This is a genomic window from Aquabacterium sp. A7-Y, from assembly GCF_026153205.1.
Taxonomy (GTDB): domain Bacteria; phylum Pseudomonadota; class Gammaproteobacteria; order Burkholderiales; family Burkholderiaceae_C; genus Caldimonas.
Genome location: NZ_JAPFBW010000022.1, coordinates 93,243 through 113,406, shown reverse-complemented (window position 1 = coordinate 113,406; position 20,164 = coordinate 93,243). Strand labels below are relative to the sequence as shown.

The following is a 20,164-nucleotide window of genomic DNA, read 5'->3' as shown; positions in this document are numbered from 1 at the left end:
TCAGCGGGCTCCTGCAGTCGGCTGCTGAGGGCGCGTGGGCGCAACCATCAAGCGGCCGTTCTGGTCGAACACATACACCTGGCTGGGGTGCAGATAGAGGGTCAGCGAGGCGCCGAGGTCGAAGTAGTGCACCCCGGTCAGCTGGGCCACCAGCTCGCCGACCGGCGTGTCCACGTGCACGAAGGTGTCGGAGCCCGAGATCTCGGCCAGCTCGACCTTGCCGGACAGGGCCACGTCGCCTTCACGCGCCTGGACGCGCAAGGCGCTGGCGCGCACGCCCAGGGTCACGCTGCGCGAGCCCGAAGCGGGCAGCGGCACGTTCACCTGCACGCCGGCGGGCAGTTGCACTCCGAGCGTGGCGGCCTCGCCGGGCAGCAGGTTCATCGGCGGGTCGCTGAAGGCACGCGCGACACGGATGGACTGCGGGCGGTGGAAGACCTCCGCCGTGGGGCCGTACTGCAGCAGTTCGCCGGCGTCCATCACCGCGGTGTAGCCGCCCAGCAGCAGCGCCTCGGTCGGCTCGGTGGTCGCGTAGACCACCGTCGAATCACCGGTGGCGAACAGCTGCGACAGCTCCTCTCGCAGTTCCTCGCGCAGCTTGTAGTCGAGGTTGACCAGCGGCTCGTCGAGCAGCATCAGGGGCGCCTGCTTGGCCAGCGCGCGGGCCAGCGCGACACGCTGCTGCTGGCCGCCCGACAGCTCGGCCGGCAGGCGGTTGAGAAACTGGGCGATGTGCAGTTTGTCGGCCAGCTCGCGCACCCGTGCTTCCACATTGGAGGCGCCGCGCAGCTTCAGCGGCGAGGCGATGTTGTCGTACACCTTCATCGACGGGTAGTTGATGAACTGCTGGTAGACCATCGCAACATTGCGCTGGCGCACTGGCATGCCGGTGACGTCTTGGCCGTCGACGCGCACGGTGCCCTTGCTGGGTGTGTCCAGTCCCGCCATCAGGCGCATCAGGCTGGTCTTGCCGGCCTGGGTGGCGCCGAGCAGCACCGTGACGGCGCCTGGCTGCAAGGCCATGTCCATCGGGTACAGGTGGGTCTGGGCCCCCACCTGCTTCTCGATGCGTTCGAGCATCAGTTGCATGTTCTCTCCATCTTCATCTCTTGTCTTCCGTCAGCGGGTGGACGCCAGCGTGGCGGGTTCGGTCGACGCCGAGCCGCGCTCGAACCACATCGCCACCGCGTGGCGCTGCTCGGGCGTCAGGTGCAGCCCGAGCTTGGTGCGGCGCCACAGCACGTCGGCAGCGCAGGTGGCCCACTCGTGGTTGCACAGGTAGCTCAGCTCGGCGGTGCGCAGGTTGGGCGCGATCTCCTCGCCCAGGTCCTCCAGGCTGGCGGCCCGGCCCAGCAGGATCTCGACGCGGCTGCCGTAGTTGCGCGCCAGGCGCCGGCGCAGAGCCGGCGGCAGCCAGGGGTGGCGGTCGGCCAGCGCCTGGTCGAAGCGCTCGAAGTCGGTGTCGGGGCGCTGTGGCGCGCCGATGTAGCCGCTCAGGTCGCCGCCGGGCAGGAACTGTCCCGACGTCCAGGCCGGCGCCGCATGCCGCAGCGCCGGGCACAGCACGTCGGCAGCCTCCTCGGCGAGCTTGCGGAAGGTGGTGATCTTGCCGCCCCAGACCGACAGCAGCGGGGCCTCGGCGGTGTCGAGTTCGAGCAGGTAGTCGCGCGTCACGGCCGAGGGGTCGCCCGAGGCATCGTCGAGCAGCGGGCGCACGCCGGCGTAGCTCCAGACCACATCGGCCGGCGTCACCGCTTGCGCGAAGTAGCGGCTGGCCTGTTCGCAGAGATAGGTGATCTCGGTCGCGTCGATGCGCGCCTCGCCGATGGCGCCCTTGTGCTCCACGTCGGTGGTGCCGATCAGGGTGTAGTCGCCCTCGTAGGGGATCGCGAAGATGATGCGCTTGTCGGGGTTCTGGAAGATGTAGGCCATCGGATGGTCGAACATCTTCTTCACCACGATGTGGCTGCCCTTGACCAGGCGCAGGCCCTTGGTGTCGCGCTGGTGCGCATGCTCGCGCAGGAACTGCCCGGCCCAGGGGCCGGCGGCGTTGACCAGGGCGCGCGCCGAGACCGTCAGGGTCTCGCCGTCCTGGCCTTGCAGCAGGGTCTTCCAGCCGGAGGCGCTGCGCTGCGCCTCGACGCAGCGGGTGCGGGTGTAGATGCGTGCGCCGCGCTTTTGCGCGTCGAGCGCGTTGAGCACCACCAGGCGCGCATCGTCGACCCACCCGTCCGAATAGACAAAAGCCTTGCTGTAGACCGGCTTGAGCGGCTGGCCGGCCTCGTGGTGGCGCAGATCCACCGCGGTCGAGGCGGGCAGCACTTCGCGCTTGGCCAGGTGGTCGTAGAGGAACAGGCCGGCCCGCAGCATCCAGGCCGGGCGCATCGAGGGATCGTGCGGCATCACGAAACGCAGCGGCCACATGATGTGCGGCGCGCTCCTGAGCAGCACCTCGCGCTCGATCAAGGCCTTGCGCACCAGCGAAAATTCGTAGTACTCGAGGTAGCGCAGGCCCCCGTGGATCAGCTTGGTGGAACACGAGGACGTGTGCTGCGCCAGGTCGTCCTTTTCGCACATCACCACACGCAGGCCGCGGCCCGCCAGGTCACGCGCGATGCCGGCGCCGTTGATGCCACCGCCCACCACCAGCACGTCGCAGCTGATCTCACGGGCATAGGCGCCTCCGCCGGCAGGGCCGGCGGAGGCGGTGTGGCGGTCAAGGTGCGCCAGGAGAGGCTCGGTCACCTCGTGTCTCCTTTGATGTCGAGGGGGGACGCAGCCGGGCCGGCCCGGCGCTCCTGCCACCCCTCCCAGGGGTCGGCGCGCCGTGTTCGGTTTTGTTCGTTTGCGTCCTTCTTTTTTCGTTTTACCCAACAAGCGAAAAGAAAGCAATGCATCGCTTACCCTAATTCGTTTTCGGATCGCTTCGCTTAAGGTTCGCGGCGTCGAACACGAAAATTCGCGCAGTCCCGCCCTCTTCTTTTTACAAGACCCGCGCATCACCATGACGCCCAATCCCCGCCAAGCCCAGCTCCTGGAAGAAGTGCGCGCCAACGGCGCCTTGTCGGTGGAGGCGCTGGCGGAGCGTTTCGGGGTGACCTTGCAGACGGTGCGGCGCGACGTGAAGATGCTCGCCGAGGCCGGATTGCTGGCGCGCTTCCACGGCGGCGTGCGGGTGCCCAGCTCGACGGTCGAGAACATCGCCTACCGGCAGCGCCAGAACCTCAACGCCGACGCCAAGCAGCGCATCGCCCGCGCGGTCGCGAAGTCGGTGCCGGACGGCTGCTCGCTGATCCTCAACATCGGCACCACCACCGAGGCGGTCGCGCACGAGCTGATGCGCCACCGCGGACTGCGAGTGATCACCAACAACCTCAATGTCGCGGCCATCCTGAGCGACAACCCCGACTGCGAGGTGATCGTGGCCGGCGGTGTGGTGCGCTCGCGCGACCGCGGCATCGTCGGCGAGGCCACGGTCGACTTCATCCGCCAGTTCAAGGTCGACATCGGCCTGATCGGCATCTCGGGCATCGAGCCCGACGGCAGCCTGCGCGACTTCGACTACCGCGAGGTGAAGGTGTCGCGGGCCATCATCGAGCACTCGCGCGAGGTGTGGCTCGCCACCGACCACAGCAAGTTCAACCGTCCCGCGATGGTGCAGCTGGGCCACATGAGCGAGCTGGACATGCTGTTCACCGACGCCGCGCCGCCGGAGCCGTACCCCCGCCTCTTGAGCGAGGCCGGGGTGCAGTGCGAAGTGGCGGCCTGACCAGACACAGGGAGCCCCCATGACCTATTTGCTCGCCCTCGACCAGGGCACCTCCAGTTCCCGCAGCATCGTCTTCGACGCCGAAGGCAACATCGTTGCGATGGCGCAGCGCGAGTTCCGCCAGATCTTCCCCCAGCCCGGCTGGGTCGAACACGACCCGCGCGAGATCTGGAGCAGCCAGCTCGCGACCGCGCGCGAAGTGCTCGCCAAGGCCGGCCTGCAGGCCCGCGAGATGGCAGCGCTGGGCATCACCAACCAGCGCGAGACCACGCTGGTCTGGAACCGCCAGACCGGCGAGCCGGTCTACAACGCCATCGTCTGGCAGGACCGGCGTGCCGAGCCGGCCTGCACGCGGCTGCGCGAGGAAGGCCTGGAACCGCTGGTGCGCGAGAAGACCGGCCTGGTGATCGACGCCTACTTCTCGGGCACCAAGATCCAGTGGATCCTCGACAACGTGCCCGGCGTGCGCCACGCTGCCGAGCGCGGTGAGCTGGCCTTCGGCACGGTCGATTCCTGGCTGGTCTGGCAGCTCACCGGCGGGCGCCTGCACGTCACCGACGTCACCAACGCGTCGCGCTCCATGCTCTTCAACATCCACCGCAACGAGTGGGACGAGGAGCTGCTGGCGGCGCTGCGCATCCCGCGTTCGCTGCTGCCCGAGGTGCACCCTTCCTCGCACATCTACGGCGAGACCGACGCGGCCCTGCTGGGCCATGCACTGAAGATCGGCGGCATCGCCGGCGACCAGCAGAGTGCGCTGTTCGGCCAGGCCTGCTTCCGCGCCGGCCTCGCCAAGAACACCTACGGCACCGGCTGCTTCATGCTCATGCACACTGGCGAGCGCGGCGAGCTGTCCACCAACGGCCTCATCACCACCTCGGCGGCGCAGTGCACCGGCCAGCCGGAATACGCGCAGGAAGGCAGCGTCTTCATCGGCGGCGCCGTGGTGCAGTGGCTGCGCGACGGCTTGCGCGCCATCAAGGGCTCCGGTGAGGTACAGGGCCTGGCCGAGTCGGTGCCCGACTCGGGCGGCGTGATGTTCGTGCCCGCCTTCACCGGCCTGGGCGCGCCCTACTGGAAGCCCAAGTCCAGCGGCGCCATCGTCGGGCTCACGCGCGGCAGCACGGTGGCGCACATCGCGCGCGCGGCGCTGGAGTCCATCGCCTTCCAGAGTGCCGCGCTGCTGCAGGCCATGAGCCGCGATGCACAGGCTGCCGGCGGCACGCCGGTGGCCGAGCTGCGCGTCGACGGCGGCGCCTGCGTCAACAACCTCCTGATGCAGTTCCAGGCCGACCTGCTGGGCGTGCCGGTGGTTCGGCCCAAGGTGATCGAGACCACCGCCCTGGGTGCGGCCTACCTCGCGGGCCTGAGCTGCGGCATCTACAAGGGCCTGGACGAGCTGTCGGCGCAATGGCAGGTCGAGCGGCGTTTCCTGCCGACGATGCCGCGCTCGCGCGCAGCGGACTTGATGCAACGCTGGGAGCATGCCGTGCGGCAGACCACGCTGGAATAGGCCAGCCTGCGCGCCGGGGAGAAAAGAACAGAACAAGAAGATCGAGAAGAAGAACAAGAGCAGCCATCGCTCAGAGGAAGATCGCGCCCGGCCTGCCGGGCGCCCCCGGCCCGCTGCGGACAACGGGCTATTCATCGATGAGGAGTACAAGATGAAGCAGCGCCTGTTGGCGACGGCTCTGGCCGCACTTGCCCTGGCCCCCGGCGTGCATGCCGGCGAGGCCGAGGCCAAACGCTGGATCGACAGCGAGTTCCAGCCCTCCAGCCTCAACCCCCGCCAGCAGATGCTGGAGCTGCAGTGGTTCATCGAGGCGGCCCGCAAGCTGCAGGCGCGCGGCGTGAAGGAGGTGCATGTGGTGTCCGAGACCATCGCGACCCACGAGTACGAGGCCAAGACGCTGGCCCGGGCCTTCGAGGAGATCACTGGCATCAAGGTCAGGCACGACCTGATCCAGGAAGGCGACGTGGTCGAGAAGCTGCAGGCCTCGATGTTGTCTGGCAAGTCGGTCTACGACGGCTGGGTGTCCGACTCCGACCTGATCGGCACCCACTACCGCTACGGCAAGATCCTGCCGCTGACGGACTACATGGACGGCCCGGGCAAGGAGTTCACCAACCCCTGGCTGGACATCACCGACTTCATCGGTGCGCGTTTCACCCGCGCGCCGGACGGCAAGCTCTACCAGCTGCCCGACCAGCAATTCGCCAACCTCTACTGGTTCCGCGCCGACCTGTTCGAGCGCGCCGACCTGAAGGACAGGTTCAGGGCCAGGTACGGCTACGAGCTGGGCGTGCCGCTGAACTGGAGCGCCTACGAGGACATCGCCGAGTTCTTCAGCAACGACGTGAAGCAGATCGACGGCAAGCCGATCTACGGCCACATGGACTACGGCAAGAAGGACCCCTCGCTGGGCTGGCGTTTCACCGACGCCTGGCTGTCGATGGCCGGTACCGCCGACAAGGGCCTGCCGAACGGGCACCCGGTGGACGAATGGGGCATCCGCGTCGCGTCCGACGGCTGCACGCCGGTGGGTGCTTCGGTCGAACGGGGCGGCGCGACCAACTCACCGGCCGCCGTGTATGCGCTGACCAAGTACATCGACTGGCTGAAGAAGTTCGCGCCCCGCGAGGCCAGCGGCATGACCTTCTCCGAAGCCGGCCCGGTGCCGGCCCAGGGCCAGGTGGCACAGCAGATCTTCTGGTACACCGCCTTCACCGCCGACATGACCAAGCCGGGCCTGCCGGTGGTCAACGCCGACGGCACGCCGAAGTGGCGCATGGCGCCCTCACCCCACGGCGCCTACTGGAAGTCGGGCATGCAGAACGGCTACCAGGACGTCGGCGCCTGGACCTTCTTCAAGGGCCACGACGCTCACCGCACCGCTGCCGCCTGGCTGTACGCGCAGTTCGTGACCAGCAAGACGGTGTCGCTGAAGAAATCCATCAAGGGCGTGACCTTCATCCGCGAGAGCGACATCCGCCACGACTACTTCACCAAAAACGCGGCCAAGTACGGCGGCCTGGTCGAGTTCTACCGCAGCCCGGCGCGCGTGGCCTGGACGCCGACCGGCACCAACGTGCCCGACTACCCCAAGCTGGCCCAACTCTGGTGGAAGAATATCGCCACCGCGCTGAGCGGCGAGGCCACACCGCAGGGCGCGATGGACAAGCTGGCCGACGAGATGGACCAGGTGCTGGCACGGCTGGAGCGCGCCGGCATGGCGAACTGCCCGCCCAAGCTGGCCCCGGCCCAGGACCCGCGCAAGCGGCTGGTCACTTACGCGGCGCCCTGGAAGCAGCTCGCCAACGAGAAGCCCAAGGGCGAGACCATCGCCTACGACCGTTTGCTGCAGGCCTGGAAGGAAGGCCGCGTGAACTGATGCACGGTGGCGCCGGAAATCGGCACTGGCGGGCACCGCCTAGGGTTTGCCTGGCCTCTTGACACAGGCATTTCCTGCCGATAGCCCAGGCAGTAAAGCCCCGGGAGCCTGCCAGGCGGGACCCGGCGGCTCGTTTCCCCAGGCTCCGGTGCGGGGCCGCAAGCGTGGCTGCGGAGGTCGCATGTTCTCTTTCAACAAGATCAAGGTTGCCCACCGGCTGGCGGTCGGATTCGGGCTGGCGGTCGGCCTGATGGTGATCGTCGCCGCGGGTGCATGGTGGGTGCTCGCTTCGGTGAAGTCGGGCGTCGATGTCATCGTCACCGAGAACAACCGCAAGACCGAGCTGGCCTGGCGCATGCGCGGTGAGCTGGAAACAGTGGCGCGCGCGGTGCGCAACGTCATCATCTCCCGCAACCAGGAGGTACAAGCCGCGCAGCAGGCGGTGAAGGACCAGTCCCTCAAGAACTATGACGCCGCCTACGAGGAGCTGGGCCAGCTGCTGGTGAGCGACAAGGAGCGCGAGACCTACACCGCCATCGCCGGCTTCCGCAAGCAGGTGATGCCGCTGTTCCAGGAGGCCCTGGAACAGGCCTCGTCGGGCCAGAAGGAAACCGCCGGCGAGACGCTGCTGGACAAAGTGCAGGGCCCGCAGACGCAGTGGTTCGAAGCGCTGGGCGCGATGATCGCGCTGCAGGCGACCGACACCCAGCGCAACGTCGAGAAGGTCGACCACGGCTACGCGGTGGCCAGCGGCGGCCTGCTGGTGGGCGTCGCGCTCGCGGTGGCGCTGAGCGCTGCACTGGCGGTGCTGATCGCCCGCTCGCTGATGCGCCAGCTGGGCGGCGAGCCGGAATACGCCCGGGCGGTGGTGCGCCGCATGGCGGCCGGCGACCTGAGCGAGACGATCCAGCTCAAGCGCGGCGACACGCGCAGCCTGCTGGCCGCGATGCAGGAAATGCAGACCGGCCTGCGCGGTGTGGTGCAGGGCATCCAGGGCGCCGCCGAGTCGGTCTCGCTGGCCAGCGGCGAGATCGCCCAGGGCAACCACGATCTGAGCGGCCGCACCGAGCTGCAGGCCAGCAACCTGCAGCAGACCTCGGCCTCGATGATGCAGCTGACCACCACGGTGCAGCACAACACCGCCTCGGCGCGCCAGGCGACCGAGCTGGCCGACGCCGCTTCGGGCGTCGCGGCCAAGGGCGGCCAGGTGGTCGGCGAGGTGGTGACCCGCATGCAGGAGATCCAGAGCTCCAGCCAGAAGATCACCGAGATCATCTCGGTGATCGACGCGATCGCCTTCCAGACCAACATCCTCGCGCTCAACGCCGCCGTGGAGGCAGCCCGTGCCGGCGAGCAGGGCCGCGGCTTCGCGGTGGTGGCCGGCGAGGTGCGCAGCCTGGCGCAACGCAGCGCCGAGGCCGCCAAGGAGATCAAGACGCTGATCTCCGACAGCGTCGAGAAGGTCGAGGGCGGCAGCCGGCTGGTGCTCGACGCGGGCACCACGATGTCCGAGATCGTCGACCAGGTGAAGCATGTCGCCACGCTGATCAGCGAGATCAACCGCGCCTCGGTGGAGCAGGAGAGCGGCATCACCCAGATCGGCCGCTCGGTCGAGCAGCTCGATCACATGACCCAGCAGAACGCCGCGCTGGTGGAGCAAAGCGCCGCGGCCGCCGAAAGCCTGAAGGACCAGGCGCGGCGGCTGACCGAGACGGTGGCGGTGTTCCGGCTGGCGCCGGCCTGAGGAGCGGGCGGCCCCCAGACCGGGGGCTGCCTGCAGCCCCCGAGGCCCTAGAATCGGCCCCGCACTGGGAGGGGGCCACCATGCGCGAGGGGCGCCGCGGCCGGACCAGGACCACCCTTACACCGCCGCCGCACCATGAAAGACGAGCACGACCTCGAGTTGCTGATCGCTTCGCGCTTTCCCATCATCTCGATCGAAACCCACGAAGAGCAGCGCGCCGTGCAGCTGCTGGCGCGCTGCGCGTCGCGGCGCCAGTTGCCGGTGTTCACCTGGTCGGTGACGACCGGCTGGAAGCCGGTGCAGACCCAGATCGCGCTGGCCTCCACCCAGGACCCGGCACCGGCCCTGCGCCATGTCGCCAACGTGCGCCAGCCGGGTGTCTACGCCTTGCTCGACTTCCATCCCTTCCTGGGCGACCCGCTGCATGTGCGCCTGCTCAAGGAGATCGCGACCGACCACGACCGGGTGGCGCGCACCGTGGTGCTGATGAGCCACCGCACCGAGGTTCCGCCCGAGCTGGACAAGCTGGCGGTGCGTTTTGCGCTTTCGCTGCCGGACGAGGCCGGCATCCAGCAGATCTTCAACGACGAGGTGCAGGCCTGGCAGGCCCGCAACGCACCGCGGCGGCTCAAGGGCGAGCGTGAAGCCGCGGTGATGCTGCTGAAGCTGCTGCGCGGCCTGGCCGAGCCCGACGTGCGGCGCCTGGTGCGCCACGCGATCGAGCACGACGGCGTGCTGGACAACACCGACCTGCCACGCCTGCTGACGCAGAAACACCAGATCCTCAGTCGCGACAGCTCGTTGAGCTTCGAGCTCGACACCGCCGCCTTCGCCGACGTGGCAGGCCTCGCCAACCTGAAACGCTGGCTGGCCCGGCGCCGCGCGCCCTTCCTCGACGAGGCGGCGGCGCGCGGGCTGGACGTGCCCAAGGGCATCATGCTGCTGGGGGTGCAGGGATGCGGCAAGAGCCTCGCGGCCAAGGCGGTGGCCGGCACCTGGGGGGTGCCCTTGATGCGGCTGGACTTCGCGGCGCTCTACAGCAAGTGGCTGGGGGAGACCGAACGCAAGCTGCGCGATGCGCTGAAGGCCGCCGACTCGATGTCGCCTTGTGTGCTGTGGATCGACGAGATCGAGAAGTGCTTGTCCAGCAGCGACCACAGCGACAACGGCGAATCGCGGCGGGTGCTCGGCACCCTGCTGACCTGGATGGCCGAACGCCGCAGCCGGGTCTTCATCGTCGCGACCTCCAACGACATCGAGTCGCTGCCGCCCGAGCTGGTGCGCAAGGGCCGGCTGGACGAGATCTTTTTCGTCGACCTCCCGGGTGAGGAGGCGCGCCGCGAGATCATTTTGATCCACCTGCGCAAGCGCGACCAGGACCCGGCGCGCTTCGACCTCACAACGTTGGCGCGGCTCACCGAAGGGTATTCGGGCGCCGAGATCGAGCAGGCCGTGATCTGCGCCCTCTACGAGGCGCATGCACACGGCAGCGAGCTGAGCGACACCCTGGTGGCTCAGGAGATCGCGCGCACGCGGCCGCTGTCGGTGGTGATGGGCGAGAAGATCGCCCAGCTGCGTGAGTGGGCGGGGGAGCGGACGGTGAAGGCGGATTGAGAGGGGCGCCGTGTCCGCCGGATACGGGGTTATGCGATAGTGCCGACTCCCGTTTTCACAATGCGGCGTCACAGGCCGCACCGAGCCGTGCGTGCGGCAAGAGAGGAGGCGCGATGAATGCGATCGTGATCCAGCATGTGCCTGCCGTGACGCTGCTCGTCGATACCGACGTTCTGATCTGGCACTTGCGTGGCCTTCCACAGGCCACGCGCCGGCTGGGCCTGATCAACCCACTCACGCTGTCAGCCGTCAGCTACCTCGAAGTGCTCCAGGGCATGAGAAACAAGGCCGAACCGGCAGCCGTGTAGAAGATGCTGCAACGTCGAGGTGCAGTGCTTCTGCCCTTGACCGAAGCGATCACGCAACGGGCAAGGCCCTTGATGGAAACGCTCACCTTGAGCCACGGGCTGCAAATGGGCGATGCACTCATCGCCGCCACGGCGCAAGAACATGGCCTCGCTGTGCTCACCGGCAACGTCAAGCATTTCGCCGCAGTGCCGGGATCGCTCATCGAGACATTCGTGCTCTAAGCTTTGGCGACCTTCATTGGAGGTGCGGACCGGCGCCTCCAACCTGCAGGTCCTAGCCACGCGGCCGTTCACCTGCTGCGGTGTGACCCAGCGGGTGTTGTCGTGGCCGCCGCCCTGCTAGACTAGTCATCTGACTGGTCAGATGGAGTTCATCATGAAAGCATGGCCCGTACAAGACGCGAAATCCCGCTTCAGCGAATTCCTCGATGCCTGCCTGTCGGAAGGCCCGCAGATGGTGACGCGACGCGGCGCCGAAACCGCTGTGCTGGTGCCCGCCGCTCAGTGGCAGCAGATGCAGTCTGCCGCACGCCCCTCCCTCAAGGAGCTGCTGCTGTCCGAGGATGCGCGCACCGACCAGCTGGCGCTGGAACGCTCGCATGAACGGGGCAAGGCCCGCCGCCGGCAGGTCAAGGCTCTGGGTTGAGCACGGCCCAGCGATGCCCCATGTATCTGCTGCACACCAACGTCATTTCGGAACTGCGCCGGCCCAAGCCGCACGGCGCGGTGCTGGCCTGGCTTCAATCCGTACCCGACAGCGACCTGCGCATTTCCGCGGTGAGCCTGGGGGAGATCCAGGCCGGCATCGAACTCACACGCGAACAGGACGAGCACAAGGCCGCCGACATCGAGCGATGGGCCGACCGTGTGGCGGCCTCGTACAACCTGCTGGCCATGGACGCCGACACCTTCCGCATCTGGGCCAGGCTGATGCACCATCGCTCCGACACCCTGTACGAGGACGCGATGATCGCAGCCACGGCCATCCGCCATCGCCTGACCGTCGTGACCCGCAACGTCGCAGACCTTTCGCGCTTCGGTGTGGAATTGCTCAACCCCTTTGAATCCAAGGCACAACGATAGCGGGGCAGCTCGACATGGCAGCAAGCCCCTTCAACGGCGCTTGGCGCATCACGTGGATGTCCAACTGGGACCAGGACTACGTGGACATGGAAGGCCCCGGCTCATCACCTTCAGCGCGGGCCGGTCCGGCAGCTTGCGCTCCGGCGTCGTGCAGGCGCAGATGGATGACCGCGCCAGCGCCCAGACAGCCCGGCGCATCGAATTCACCTTGCACGGATTCGATGAGGGCGACGAGGTCTGCCGCCAAGTCCGCTCATCGTATCGGCGAGCGATACATCGCCGTAGAGCGACTCCGACATGTCGGAACCACGAAGCGCCCATGGAGCCTGCATCGCTGCGACGTCCCAGGTGATATCGCCTCCGCCATCCCCGCAGTGCACTAGCTTCGACCGGGCGCCACTGAGTGCCAGTATGCCGCCCGAGGACTAGTCTGACGAAGAATTGCGTCGGGCTTCGCCTCAGCCTTCCAAAAGTCAAGTTGGTAGCTCTCCAACATTTCGTCCCCAGTGTGTTCGTCACGGGAGATGGCGTCCTCAGCCGCCCCGAAGTTGTGGGCGCAATAGCGGACACGATAGACGCCAGGGTCTAAATCGAGGGTTCCGTGGTTGTCCCCGAACTCGCAGAGCCACACGACCTGGCCAGGAGGGATTCGGAAGGACGCCTCAACGACCTCCTCCCAGACTTCCTCGACTTCCGGTGGAGCGTCCCACAGTCTTACCGTGAGACGTACATCCCCTGTATGTAGCCCGAAGACCAGAAATAAGAAGGTGGGGAACCCCGCACCCAGCAACCCGTTGACTTGACCTTTACGCCAATCTTGATCCGTGTCGCAGGTATCGCCAAGGATCAGGTAGCCCTGCCCGTAGTGAGTGTGAAACTTGCCGTCAAAGAGAACTTTCATGAGAAGCAACCAGAGAGTGTCTGCAAGATCGATCGCCCAGGGCCGACGTATTGGAACGATCAGGGCTCGCCCCTTACGGACCGTCAGGACGCGCGGTGACGAAGGAGAGGGACACCGTCATGGTGCCGTGTCCAACTCCTTCGTGAACCTGTGAAGAGTCGCAGCCAAGCGACTCGGTCTGCTCCATGAGGTGTGCGGGAACCACCGCGAGAGCGGCGTGTCTAGCGCACGCTCGACCTGGTCGAAGTTGCTCACCTTGATGGCGTGCTCCACCGCGTCACGATGGCGGCACACCGCGGTGGTGGACACGACGGTGCAGCCCAAGGCGATCGCCCATCCCACGGACAGCCGACTGCTCAAGCGTGCGAGGCAGCAATTTTGTGGAGGCCGCACAAGACGCAGGCATCGGCTTGCGCCAGAGCTACGCCCGCTTGGGCGAGGCGGCCCAAGGCTGAACGGATGCCCGAGGCGCTGAAGTCGCGGCTGCAGGTGGCCCAGCGGCTGCATGCGCAGCAGCGCGACTCCAAGGACAAGCTGTACGCGCTGCATGCGCCGGAGCTCGAGTACCTGGCAAAAGGCAAGGCGAGAACGCTTTACGAGTTCGGGGTGAAGGTCTCGGTGGCCGTGACAGCCCGGGAGGGCTTGGTGGTGGGTATGCGCTCGATGCCGGGCAATCCGTACGACGGGCACACGCTGGACAGCCAGCTTGAACAGGTGGAGATCCTCACCGAGCAGCGCCCGAAGATCGTGTTGGCCGACCGGGGCTACCGGGGCGCGCAGCCGCCCGCGGGCAGCCGGCTGCTGCTCAGCCACACCAGACGGCTGCCACGGGCCTTGAAACGGCTGCTCAAGCGCCGGCAGGTGGTCGAGCCGATGATCGGCCACATGAAGAGCGATGGGCTGCTCGCTCGCAACTGGCTCAAGGGCGAGGTCGACGACGCGCTGAACAGCTCAACCCGGCACATTTCAAGGCTCTGCTGCTTCCTCCGGACGGCAGCCGGCTTCTCGACGGATACCCGTAGCGTCACCTGGCGTGCCCCTGCAACGCTGATCATCGCTGCGCGAATCAAAGATGCCGGTATCAACGACGATGCCAGGCCAATCCTCCATCAAAACTCGAAGTCGTGGATCTGTCCCATCTGATGGGTGCCATCGTCATCCACGTACCACCAGATGGCGCAGTATTGGCCGGCCGCCCAATATGGCGTCCAACCCGTGACAGTCGTCATGCCCATTTTCCAGAGCTGCAGATCGGGGCTGTCTGCTATGTGAGTGTCACAGTAGCGGTAGCGCGTGTACTTCAATTGCACATGCCCCTTTCTGACGGACGGCCAGCCCGGCAAAGTGCCGCTTCTATTATTTTCATCATTATTACCGACGCTGGCCTTCCAGTTTCCGGCACCATCAGCGGCAATACAGAATACGGCCTTCGCAAGATAGTAAGTGTGGTTGGGATACGTGGCACGAGGGATACCGCCTTCCTCGCATTGGAACGTTTGCGGAACACCTTGCGCACGCACCTCCGTCGTGCTGCACAGCAAGGCGCCAATCACTGCGGCAGCAGGCACTGTCAAGGAGTGCAAGAGGTTCATGGGAAACTGGGAACCGGGCCGTCGTATCACGACAATCCCCCTCAATGAAGGTGAGTGACCACCGATTCTCATACCCATCGCTGCCATTACTACAAAAGAATCACGGCCCACTCGTGTAAACGACAGTTGGGGAAGCGCAGTGAACCACGTTCCTTCGCACCTTGACAAAGCTGACCGCCCGGGCACCTCGAGAACCACACGCGGGTCGACCAGATCGGCCCGTTCTTTCCTTGCAGGTCACAGCAGGCGCGCCAGAGCGCGCAGGACGGCACGGGCCTCGTTGCCGTACTCGTCGCCGAGCCAGGCCACCAGCAGCACCGCTGCCAGCGTGCAAAGGCCGAGGATCAGCCAGGTCCGGGGTTTCATGCGGCGCTCCTTTCAGCATCGGCCCTCTTGCCGGTATGGAACAGCGGCGTCGGTCGCGGCGGCCGGCGCGCCGATGATACGCAGCGACGATCTCTGGACGCAGAATAGGCAGCTGGTCTCGATCATGGGAGGCACATGAAAAACGAACCGGCACCACCGCTTGTCGTCCATGTGGACAGCGTCGAAGAAGTACCGCATCTGAAGGGCGAGCACTGGGGCGGCACCTACAAGCCGCTGACACCCGCGCTCGATGCCCACCCCGGGCGCATCGGCGCCAACCTCTCGCGCGTGCCTCCGGGTCGCTCTGCCTGCCCCTTCCATGCCCACGCGCGCGAGGACGAAATGTTTTTCGTGCTCTCCGGCCGCGGCGTGTTCCGGCATGGTGACCAGCTGCAGGAGATCCGCCCGGGTGACTGCATCTCCTGCCCGGCAGGCACCGGTGTCGCGCACCAGTTGGCCAACCCGTTCGACGAAGACCTGGTGTATCTGGCGATCGGCCTCAACGATCCGCACGAGGTCTGCGTCTATCCCGACAGCGGCAAGGTCCTGGTGCGCAGCATCAAGACGGTCGGCCGCTTGACCCGGTCTGACTACATGGACGGCGAGCCCGAGCTGCCCCGCATCCTGGAGCTGGCGCACGGCTCCGGCGATCCCGGCGCTTGAGGTGGCCGACCAGGGTGACGGTCTCCTGACAGAACGTTGTCAGGGGCCGCCGCGCACGATGCCGGCTCCCAACCTCAGGAGCTACACATGCAAGAGATCCCTCGCACCCATGCAGTGAACTGGTTCGAAATCCCGGTGCAGGACATGGAGCGCGCCCAGCGCTTCTACGAGACCCTGCTGGCCGCGCCGCTGAAGCGCGAGCAGGTGGGGGCCTACACGCTGGCCGTCTTTCCGGCAGCCGGGGGCGGTGTCGGTGTCGGCGGCTGCCTGCTCGCCGGCGGCGATGCGCCGCCGCCGGCGCAGACCGGCACGGTGGTGTATCTCAATGCCGAGCCCTCGCTCGACACGGTCCTCGCCCGGGTCGAAGCCGCCGGCGGTCGCATCGCGATGCCGCGCATCGACCTGCCCGGCGAGCTCGGCTGCTGCGCGCATGTCCTCGATCCCGAGGGCAACCGGGTCGGACTGCACGCGCTGGCCTGAGCGCCGTCCGATCGTTAGCATGCCGCCATGCGACGAGCCGAGCGTCTTTTCGAACTGGTGCAGCTGATCCGCAGCCGGCGCCTGAGCACGGCCGCCTGGCTCGCCACCCGGCTGGAGGTCTCCGAGCGCACCATCTACCGGGACATCGTGGACCTGCAGGCCCAGGGGGTTCCGATCGAGGGCGAGGCCGGTGTCGGTTACCGCATGCGGGCCGGCTATGACCTGCCGCCGCTGATGTTCAGCAGCGCCGAGGCCCAGGCCCTGGTCGCCGCGGTGCGGCTGGCCCGAGGCTGGCTGGATCCCATGCTCGCGCGCCAGGCCGAGGACGCGCTCGGCAAGATCATGGCGGTGCTGCCGCCGGCGAGCCGGGTGGCGGCCGAAAGCCTGGCGCTCTACGCGCCGCCGGTCGGCAACCCCTCGACCTTGAAGCGGCTGGCCCAACTGCGTGAAGCGATCGAGGCCCATGTGAAACTGCGCCTGAGCTACCAAGACATGCACGGTGCACGCAGCGACCGCACGGTGCGTCCGCTGGGCTGCTTCTACTGGGGCAAGGTCTGGACCCTGGGGGCCTGGTGCGAGGCACGCGACGACTTCCGCAGCTTCCGCCTCGATCGCATCGCCGCCCTCGAACCGCTGGCGGAGCGCTTCCGCGACGAACCCGGCCGCTCCCTGGCCGACCTGTTCCGCCTGCTCGAAGCCGAACGCTGCGAGTACGACCGGGCCGTCCTGCGGCCCTGAAAACCTCCGCTTTCACCTGCCTTGTTCCAGCGGCGCCACAACCGTGCCCGCTTTACCTGACCTTTCGGACAGGGCTCCTTAAGGCTGTTGCGGTGTATGGCGGCGGGCGCGGGTTTACCCTCCTGCCCCCCCAATTGCACGCTCCCCTATAGTCGCGGTCCCGATACGAACGTTCGTGCACTTATTAAGTGATCGCAGATCACCGAAACGAGGTAAGACATGCAAGCCATTCGCACATGGGGGGCCGTCGCCGTGGCCTCCGGTGGCTTCCAACAGGCCAAGACCGCAGCCGGCGGCCAGGCCCTCGCGCAGTACCACGGCACCCTGGTCCCACCGTTCCGCACTGCGCTGCTGCGCGGCTTCTTCCAGCAAGTCGGCGCGCCTCGGGCGGCTGAGCGGCGGCCCTCAATCCATGGAGACTTCATGAACAAGACCCCCTTCGCTCCCCTGCTCGCCGCCCTGCTGGCCGCGGCCACGGGCAGCGCCCTCGCCCAAAGCCAGACCGTCTATTTCGGCGGCGGCTACATCAACATCAACTCCAGCAGCGGCCCGCTGCAGGGCCCCCCCGGGACCACCCCCCCGAACGCCCGGCTCGACGTCGACGACGCCCGCACGGTGATCTTCGGCTACCAGCGCTATTTCAACGACCAGTGGGGCATCGACCTGGCGATGGGCATCCCGCCCAAGCACAAGGTCTATGGCGAAGGCGCCCTCGAACGTTTCGGGCACATCTCGTCCTCCAAGCAAATGGCGCCCACCTTGTTCGCCAACTACCGCTTCGGCACCGCGGGCGACAAGCTGCGGCCCTTTGTCGGTGTCGGCATCAACTACACCCGCTTCATCGACTCGAAGAGCACGGCCGCCGGCGACACGGCCAGCGGCGGCAAGACCGACCTGGACCTGTCCGACTCCTGGGGCCTGGCGGCCCAGGCGGGAGTGAGCTACGCGATCACGCCGACCTGGTCGCTCAATGCGACCGTCGCGACCGCGCGGGTCAAGAGCGACCTGACGGCGACCACGACCACGGCCAGAGGCGCGACCATCGTGCGCCGCACGACCATCGACTTCAACCCGACGGCCTTCACACTCACCGCGGGCTACAGCTTCTGAGTGACCCCAGGCCGCCCTCGGCGGCGGCTGTGATACCGCTGCAGCGCCCCGGCGCTGCAGCGGTTTTTTTCTGCCCGGCCCCCGCCCTGCAGCCGCGCCGGGGCTTCGCTACACTCGGGCGCCCCGTTCAACGGCCACCACCAGCATTCGCCCGCATGCCCCTGACCCACCTGCTGCTCGCCTTGGCCGTCGTGTTCGTCTGGGGCACCAATTTCGTCGTGATCAAGCTGGGACTGGCCGAGCTGCCGCCCTTCCTGTTCGCGACTCTGCGCTTCACGCTGTCGGCCTTTCCCTTCCTGCTGTTCGTGCGCCGACCCGCGGTGCCCTGGCGCCTGCTGGCGGCCTTCGGCGTGCTGCTCGGCGCGGGCGAGTTCGGGCTGCTGTTTTATGCGATGCGCGCCGACATCTCGCCTGGCCTCGCCTCCCTGGTGATCCAGACCCAGGTGTTTTTCACCATCGGCCTGGCGATGGCCCTGCGCGGCGAGCGGGTGCGCCCGGTGCAGCTGCTGGCACTCGCGCTGGCCGTCGCGGGCATGGTCCTGATCGCACTGCGCACCGACGGCTCGGTCACCGCCCTGGGCCTGGTGCTGGTGCTGCTGGCCGCCTTCTGCTGGGGCTGTGCCAACCTGGTCGCCAAGTCGGCCGGCAAGGTCGACATGCTGGGCTTCATGGTGTGGTCCAGCCTGTTCGCGGTGCCGCCGCTGTTTGCACTGAGCTGGGTCTTCGAAGGGCCCGGCCCGATGTGGCACAGCGTGCAGCAGGCCGGCCTGCTAGCCTGGGCCGCGGTGGCGTGGCAGGCGCTGGGCAACACCTTGTTCGGCTACGCCGCCTGGAACTGGCTGCTCTCCCACCACCCCGCGGCGACCGTGACACCCAACGCGCTGCTGGTGCCGGTCTTCGGCATGGCGGCCTCGGCCTGGTGGCTGTCCGAACCGCTGCCGGGCTGGAAGCTGCAGGCCGCGGGGCTGGTGCTGGCAGGGCTGGCGCTCAATGTGCTCGCGAGCCGGATGACGGCGGCCCGGACGGCCTGAGCCCGGCACCCCTGCCGCGGCGTCAACGCGCGAGGCGCTCCTGCCAGTGACGTGTCAGTGGCGTGCCGGCCTTGGCGCCCTGACGTTCCGCGAGCAGGGCCAGGCCCAACGCGCGCTGGCCGCAACGCGCCGCCGACGCCAGCAGGGTTTGCGTGACGAGGTCGCGCTGGGCGTGGCTGCCGCCGATGCGGGCGGCCTGGATCCGCCCCGCCTGCAGCAGCGGCAGCGCGCTGTGGTCGTCCCCGCGCGCGTAGGCCAGCAGGCCCTGCATCAGCGCCAGCCCGGCGCGCCCGGCCTGCCAGCGGGCTTCGCCCTCGCGCTCGCGCAGGCCGGCGCAGCGTGTCGCCACCCGCGCCAGCCAACGCTCCGCCGCCGCCGGCTCGCCGCTGCCGAGCAGGGCCAGCAGGACATGCAGGTCGTTGAAGGGCGACCAGCCGGCCGAGCTTTCGCTCTGGTCCCAGTCGCCGGCCAGCTGCCGCCAGCGCGGCCCGACGTCGACGTCCAGCAGCTCCAGCCGCCACAGCAGCGCGGTCGCGTCGAGGCGCTGCAAGGCAATCTGCAGCTGTTCCGGATTCAGCCTGTTGTCATAGAGCTGCAGCGCCGCCGCGGTGTCGAGGCCTTCCAGCTCGAACAGGCCGCGGTGCCACCACAGGTGGCCAGCGAAGCCATTGCCGTCGGCCCACATCGGCTCGTGCTGCATCAGCCAGCGGCGACCCTCCTCGTGGCGGCCCTGCATCTCCATCACATGCGCCACCGCATGCACGGCCCAGGGCACCGGTGCACCGCCCTCCAGCGCGCGGCGGCCGGCCACCTCGGCCTCGGCATGGCGGTGGTTCTCCTCGAGGCCGAAGGCGTGCATGCCCAGCACATAGGGCCACAGCGGATCGTCGGCATCCCAGTCGGGCAGCACCCGCTCGACCCGACGCAGCAGCGCATCGGCGTCACCGCGGTGGAAGTCGAACAAGTGGCCCCACAGCAGGGCCAGCGCGTCGCGCGGCGCGCGGTCGAGCACCTGGTCCCAGCAGCGGCAGGCAGCGGCCCAGTCACCCTGCCAGCCCAGCCGCACGCCGGCAAGCAGGCCGCGCTCGCGCTCGCTGCCGTGCGCCTCCAGCGCGGCAGCGCGCGCCAGCGCGGCCCGGGCATCGGCCTCGAAGCCGCGTTCGGTCAGGCTCAACAGGAAACCCGCCTGCATCACCGGCGGCAGCAGCCAGCCGGGATCGGCCTCGGCGGCAGCCTCCAGGTCGGGCAGCGGGTTGCCGAAAAAGGACAGCAGCCGCCACAGCGCCCGGTCGGCGTGCTCGCGAGCCTGCGTCGAGTTCGTGCCGACCGGAAGGCCGCGTTCGTCGTGCCGCATCGCCGCGCCCCGGGCAGCC

20 protein-coding genes are annotated in these 20,164 nt (G+C 67.8%); 15 read left to right on the top strand and 5 right to left on the bottom strand.

The genetic code is table 11. From position 1 onward, the window contains the following. Both OOT46_RS19745 and glpD read right to left on the bottom strand, forming a co-directional pair. The gene (locus tag OOT46_RS19745; protein ID WP_265405342.1) at positions 1-1,089 is read right to left on the bottom strand and encodes an ABC transporter ATP-binding protein; all 1,089 of its coding nucleotides are present in this window, start codon (positions 1,087-1,089) and stop codon (positions 1-3) included. A gap of 30 nt (positions 1,090-1,119) precedes the next feature. Further along, entirely contained in the window at positions 1,120-2,745 is a 1,626-nt protein-coding gene (glpD, locus tag OOT46_RS19740; RefSeq protein ID WP_416136226.1) for a glycerol-3-phosphate dehydrogenase, read from the bottom strand. A 259-nt stretch (positions 2,746-3,004) separates the two neighbouring features. On the opposite strand from glpD, the gene OOT46_RS19735 reads away from it, so the two are divergent. The 10 genes from OOT46_RS19735 (at position 3,005) to OOT46_RS19680 (ending at position 13,954) form a co-directional block, all read left to right on the top strand. Beyond that, a complete protein-coding gene (locus OOT46_RS19735; protein ID WP_265405341.1) occupies positions 3,005-3,769 on the top strand; it encodes a DeoR/GlpR family DNA-binding transcription regulator in 765 nt (254 codons plus the stop codon). Between the two features lie 19 nt (positions 3,770-3,788). Continuing rightward, the gene (gene glpK, locus OOT46_RS19730) at positions 3,789-5,282 is read left to right on the top strand and encodes a glycerol kinase GlpK (RefSeq protein ID WP_265405340.1); all 1,494 of its coding nucleotides are present in this window, start codon (positions 3,789-3,791) and stop codon (positions 5,280-5,282) included. Between the two features lie 151 nt (positions 5,283-5,433). Further along, a complete protein-coding gene (locus OOT46_RS19725; protein WP_265405339.1) occupies positions 5,434-7,161 on the top strand; it encodes an ABC transporter substrate-binding protein in 1,728 nt (575 codons plus the stop codon). Positions 7,162-7,342: 181 nt separating this feature from the next. Then, complete coding sequence (locus OOT46_RS30790) at positions 7,343-8,905, top strand: methyl-accepting chemotaxis protein (protein WP_322114271.1); 1,563 nt, start codon at positions 7,343-7,345, stop codon at positions 8,903-8,905. Between the two features lie 135 nt (positions 8,906-9,040). Further along, a complete protein-coding gene (locus tag OOT46_RS19710) occupies positions 9,041-10,519 on the top strand; it encodes an AAA family ATPase (protein WP_265405338.1) in 1,479 nt (492 codons plus the stop codon). 113 nt (positions 10,520-10,632) lie between these two features. Continuing rightward, positions 10,633-10,827, top strand: coding sequence for a hypothetical protein (locus OOT46_RS19705; protein WP_265405337.1), 195 nt, complete (start codon positions 10,633-10,635; stop codon positions 10,825-10,827). Between the two features lie 3 nt (positions 10,828-10,830). Continuing rightward, positions 10,831-11,049, top strand: coding sequence for a PIN domain-containing protein (locus OOT46_RS19700; RefSeq protein ID WP_265405336.1), 219 nt, complete (start codon positions 10,831-10,833; stop codon positions 11,047-11,049). Between the two features lie 154 nt (positions 11,050-11,203). Beyond that, entirely contained in the window at positions 11,204-11,473 is a 270-nt protein-coding gene (locus OOT46_RS19695) for a type II toxin-antitoxin system Phd/YefM family antitoxin (protein ID WP_265405367.1), read from the top strand. A gap of 20 nt (positions 11,474-11,493) precedes the next feature. After that, complete coding sequence (locus OOT46_RS19690; protein ID WP_265405335.1) at positions 11,494-11,910, top strand: type II toxin-antitoxin system VapC family toxin; 417 nt, start codon at positions 11,494-11,496, stop codon at positions 11,908-11,910. Positions 11,911-13,270: 1,360 nt separating this feature from the next. Continuing rightward, positions 13,271-13,954 (top strand): transposase, encoded by a 684-nt coding sequence (locus OOT46_RS19680; RefSeq protein ID WP_265405334.1) that lies wholly within the window; start codon positions 13,271-13,273, stop codon positions 13,952-13,954. Here OOT46_RS19680 and OOT46_RS19675 read toward each other — a convergent pair. Both OOT46_RS19675 and OOT46_RS19670 read right to left on the bottom strand, forming a co-directional pair. Next, positions 13,921-14,403: a hypothetical protein gene (locus OOT46_RS19675; RefSeq protein WP_265405333.1), complete on the bottom strand. Its 483-nt coding sequence runs from the start codon at positions 14,401-14,403 to the stop codon at positions 13,921-13,923. The genes OOT46_RS19680 and OOT46_RS19675 overlap by 34 nt on opposite strands. Positions 14,404-14,640: 237 nt before the next feature. After that, the gene (locus OOT46_RS19670) at positions 14,641-14,769 is read right to left on the bottom strand and encodes a hypothetical protein (protein ID WP_265405332.1); all 129 of its coding nucleotides are present in this window, start codon (positions 14,767-14,769) and stop codon (positions 14,641-14,643) included. A gap of 135 nt (positions 14,770-14,904) precedes the next feature. Here OOT46_RS19670 and OOT46_RS19665 point away from each other — a divergent pair, with 135 nt between their 5' ends. From OOT46_RS19665 to OOT46_RS19645, 5 genes are all read left to right on the top strand, one after another. After that, positions 14,905-15,432 (top strand): cupin domain-containing protein, encoded by a 528-nt coding sequence (locus OOT46_RS19665; RefSeq protein ID WP_265405331.1) that lies wholly within the window; start codon positions 14,905-14,907, stop codon positions 15,430-15,432. Between the two features lie 87 nt (positions 15,433-15,519). Then, on the top strand, positions 15,520-15,912 hold the full coding sequence (locus OOT46_RS19660; protein WP_265405330.1) for a VOC family protein: 393 nt from the start codon (positions 15,520-15,522) through the stop codon (positions 15,910-15,912). Between the two features lie 27 nt (positions 15,913-15,939). Continuing rightward, positions 15,940-16,650 (top strand): helix-turn-helix transcriptional regulator, encoded by a 711-nt coding sequence (locus OOT46_RS19655; protein WP_265405329.1) that lies wholly within the window; start codon positions 15,940-15,942, stop codon positions 16,648-16,650. Between the two features lie 423 nt (positions 16,651-17,073). Continuing rightward, positions 17,074-17,760 carry an OmpW/AlkL family protein gene (locus tag OOT46_RS19650; RefSeq protein ID WP_265405328.1) on the top strand — a complete coding sequence of 229 codons (687 nt, stop codon included), beginning with the start codon at positions 17,074-17,076 and terminating at the stop codon, positions 17,758-17,760. Between the two features lie 155 nt (positions 17,761-17,915). Continuing rightward, entirely contained in the window at positions 17,916-18,791 is an 876-nt protein-coding gene (locus OOT46_RS19645; protein WP_265405327.1) for an EamA family transporter, read from the top strand. Positions 18,792-18,813: 22 nt separating this feature from the next. On the opposite strand, the gene OOT46_RS19640 is transcribed toward OOT46_RS19645, so the two are convergent. Beyond that, complete coding sequence (locus tag OOT46_RS19640) at positions 18,814-20,145, bottom strand: tetratricopeptide repeat protein (protein ID WP_265405326.1); 1,332 nt, start codon at positions 20,143-20,145, stop codon at positions 18,814-18,816. Between the last annotated feature and the right edge of the window lie 19 nt (positions 20,146-20,164).

Excerpts from the sequence above, each read along its gene's own strand:
- OOT46_RS19695 (WP_265405367.1), top strand. The coding sequence starts at position 11,204 with ATGAAAGCATGGCCCGTACAAGACGCGAAATCCCGCTTCAGCGAATTC.
- OOT46_RS19705 (WP_265405337.1), top strand. The coding sequence starts at position 10,633 with ATGAATGCGATCGTGATCCAGCATGTGCCTGCCGTGACGCTGCTCGTC.
- OOT46_RS19680 (WP_265405334.1), top strand. The coding sequence starts at position 13,271 with ATGCCCGAGGCGCTGAAGTCGCGGCTGCAGGTGGCCCAGCGGCTGCAT.
- OOT46_RS19655 (WP_265405329.1), top strand. The coding sequence starts at position 15,940 with ATGCGACGAGCCGAGCGTCTTTTCGAACTGGTGCAGCTGATCCGCAGC.
- OOT46_RS19645 (WP_265405327.1), top strand. The coding sequence starts at position 17,916 with ATGCCCCTGACCCACCTGCTGCTCGCCTTGGCCGTCGTGTTCGTCTGG.
- OOT46_RS19735 (WP_265405341.1), top strand. The coding sequence starts at position 3,005 with ATGACGCCCAATCCCCGCCAAGCCCAGCTCCTGGAAGAAGTGCGCGCC.
- OOT46_RS19665 (WP_265405331.1), top strand. The coding sequence starts at position 14,905 with ATGAAAAACGAACCGGCACCACCGCTTGTCGTCCATGTGGACAGCGTC.
- OOT46_RS19675 (WP_265405333.1), bottom strand. The coding sequence starts at position 14,403 with ATGAACCTCTTGCACTCCTTGACAGTGCCTGCTGCCGCAGTGATTGGC.
- OOT46_RS19690 (WP_265405335.1), top strand. The coding sequence starts at position 11,494 with ATGTATCTGCTGCACACCAACGTCATTTCGGAACTGCGCCGGCCCAAG.
- OOT46_RS19650 (WP_265405328.1), top strand. The coding sequence starts at position 17,074 with ATGAACAAGACCCCCTTCGCTCCCCTGCTCGCCGCCCTGCTGGCCGCG.
- OOT46_RS19660 (WP_265405330.1), top strand. The coding sequence starts at position 15,520 with ATGCAAGAGATCCCTCGCACCCATGCAGTGAACTGGTTCGAAATCCCG.
- OOT46_RS30790 (WP_322114271.1), top strand. The coding sequence starts at position 7,343 with ATGTTCTCTTTCAACAAGATCAAGGTTGCCCACCGGCTGGCGGTCGGA.
- OOT46_RS19710 (WP_265405338.1), top strand. The coding sequence starts at position 9,041 with ATGAAAGACGAGCACGACCTCGAGTTGCTGATCGCTTCGCGCTTTCCC.
- OOT46_RS19640 (WP_265405326.1), bottom strand. The coding sequence starts at position 20,145 with ATGCGGCACGACGAACGCGGCCTTCCGGTCGGCACGAACTCGACGCAG.
- glpK (WP_265405340.1), top strand. The coding sequence starts at position 3,789 with ATGACCTATTTGCTCGCCCTCGACCAGGGCACCTCCAGTTCCCGCAGC.
- OOT46_RS19725 (WP_265405339.1), top strand. The coding sequence starts at position 5,434 with ATGAAGCAGCGCCTGTTGGCGACGGCTCTGGCCGCACTTGCCCTGGCC.
- OOT46_RS19670 (WP_265405332.1), bottom strand. The coding sequence starts at position 14,769 with ATGAAACCCCGGACCTGGCTGATCCTCGGCCTTTGCACGCTGGCAGCG.
- OOT46_RS19700 (WP_265405336.1), top strand. The coding sequence starts at position 10,831 with ATGCTGCAACGTCGAGGTGCAGTGCTTCTGCCCTTGACCGAAGCGATC.
- OOT46_RS19745 (WP_265405342.1), bottom strand. The coding sequence starts at position 1,089 with ATGCAACTGATGCTCGAACGCATCGAGAAGCAGGTGGGGGCCCAGACC.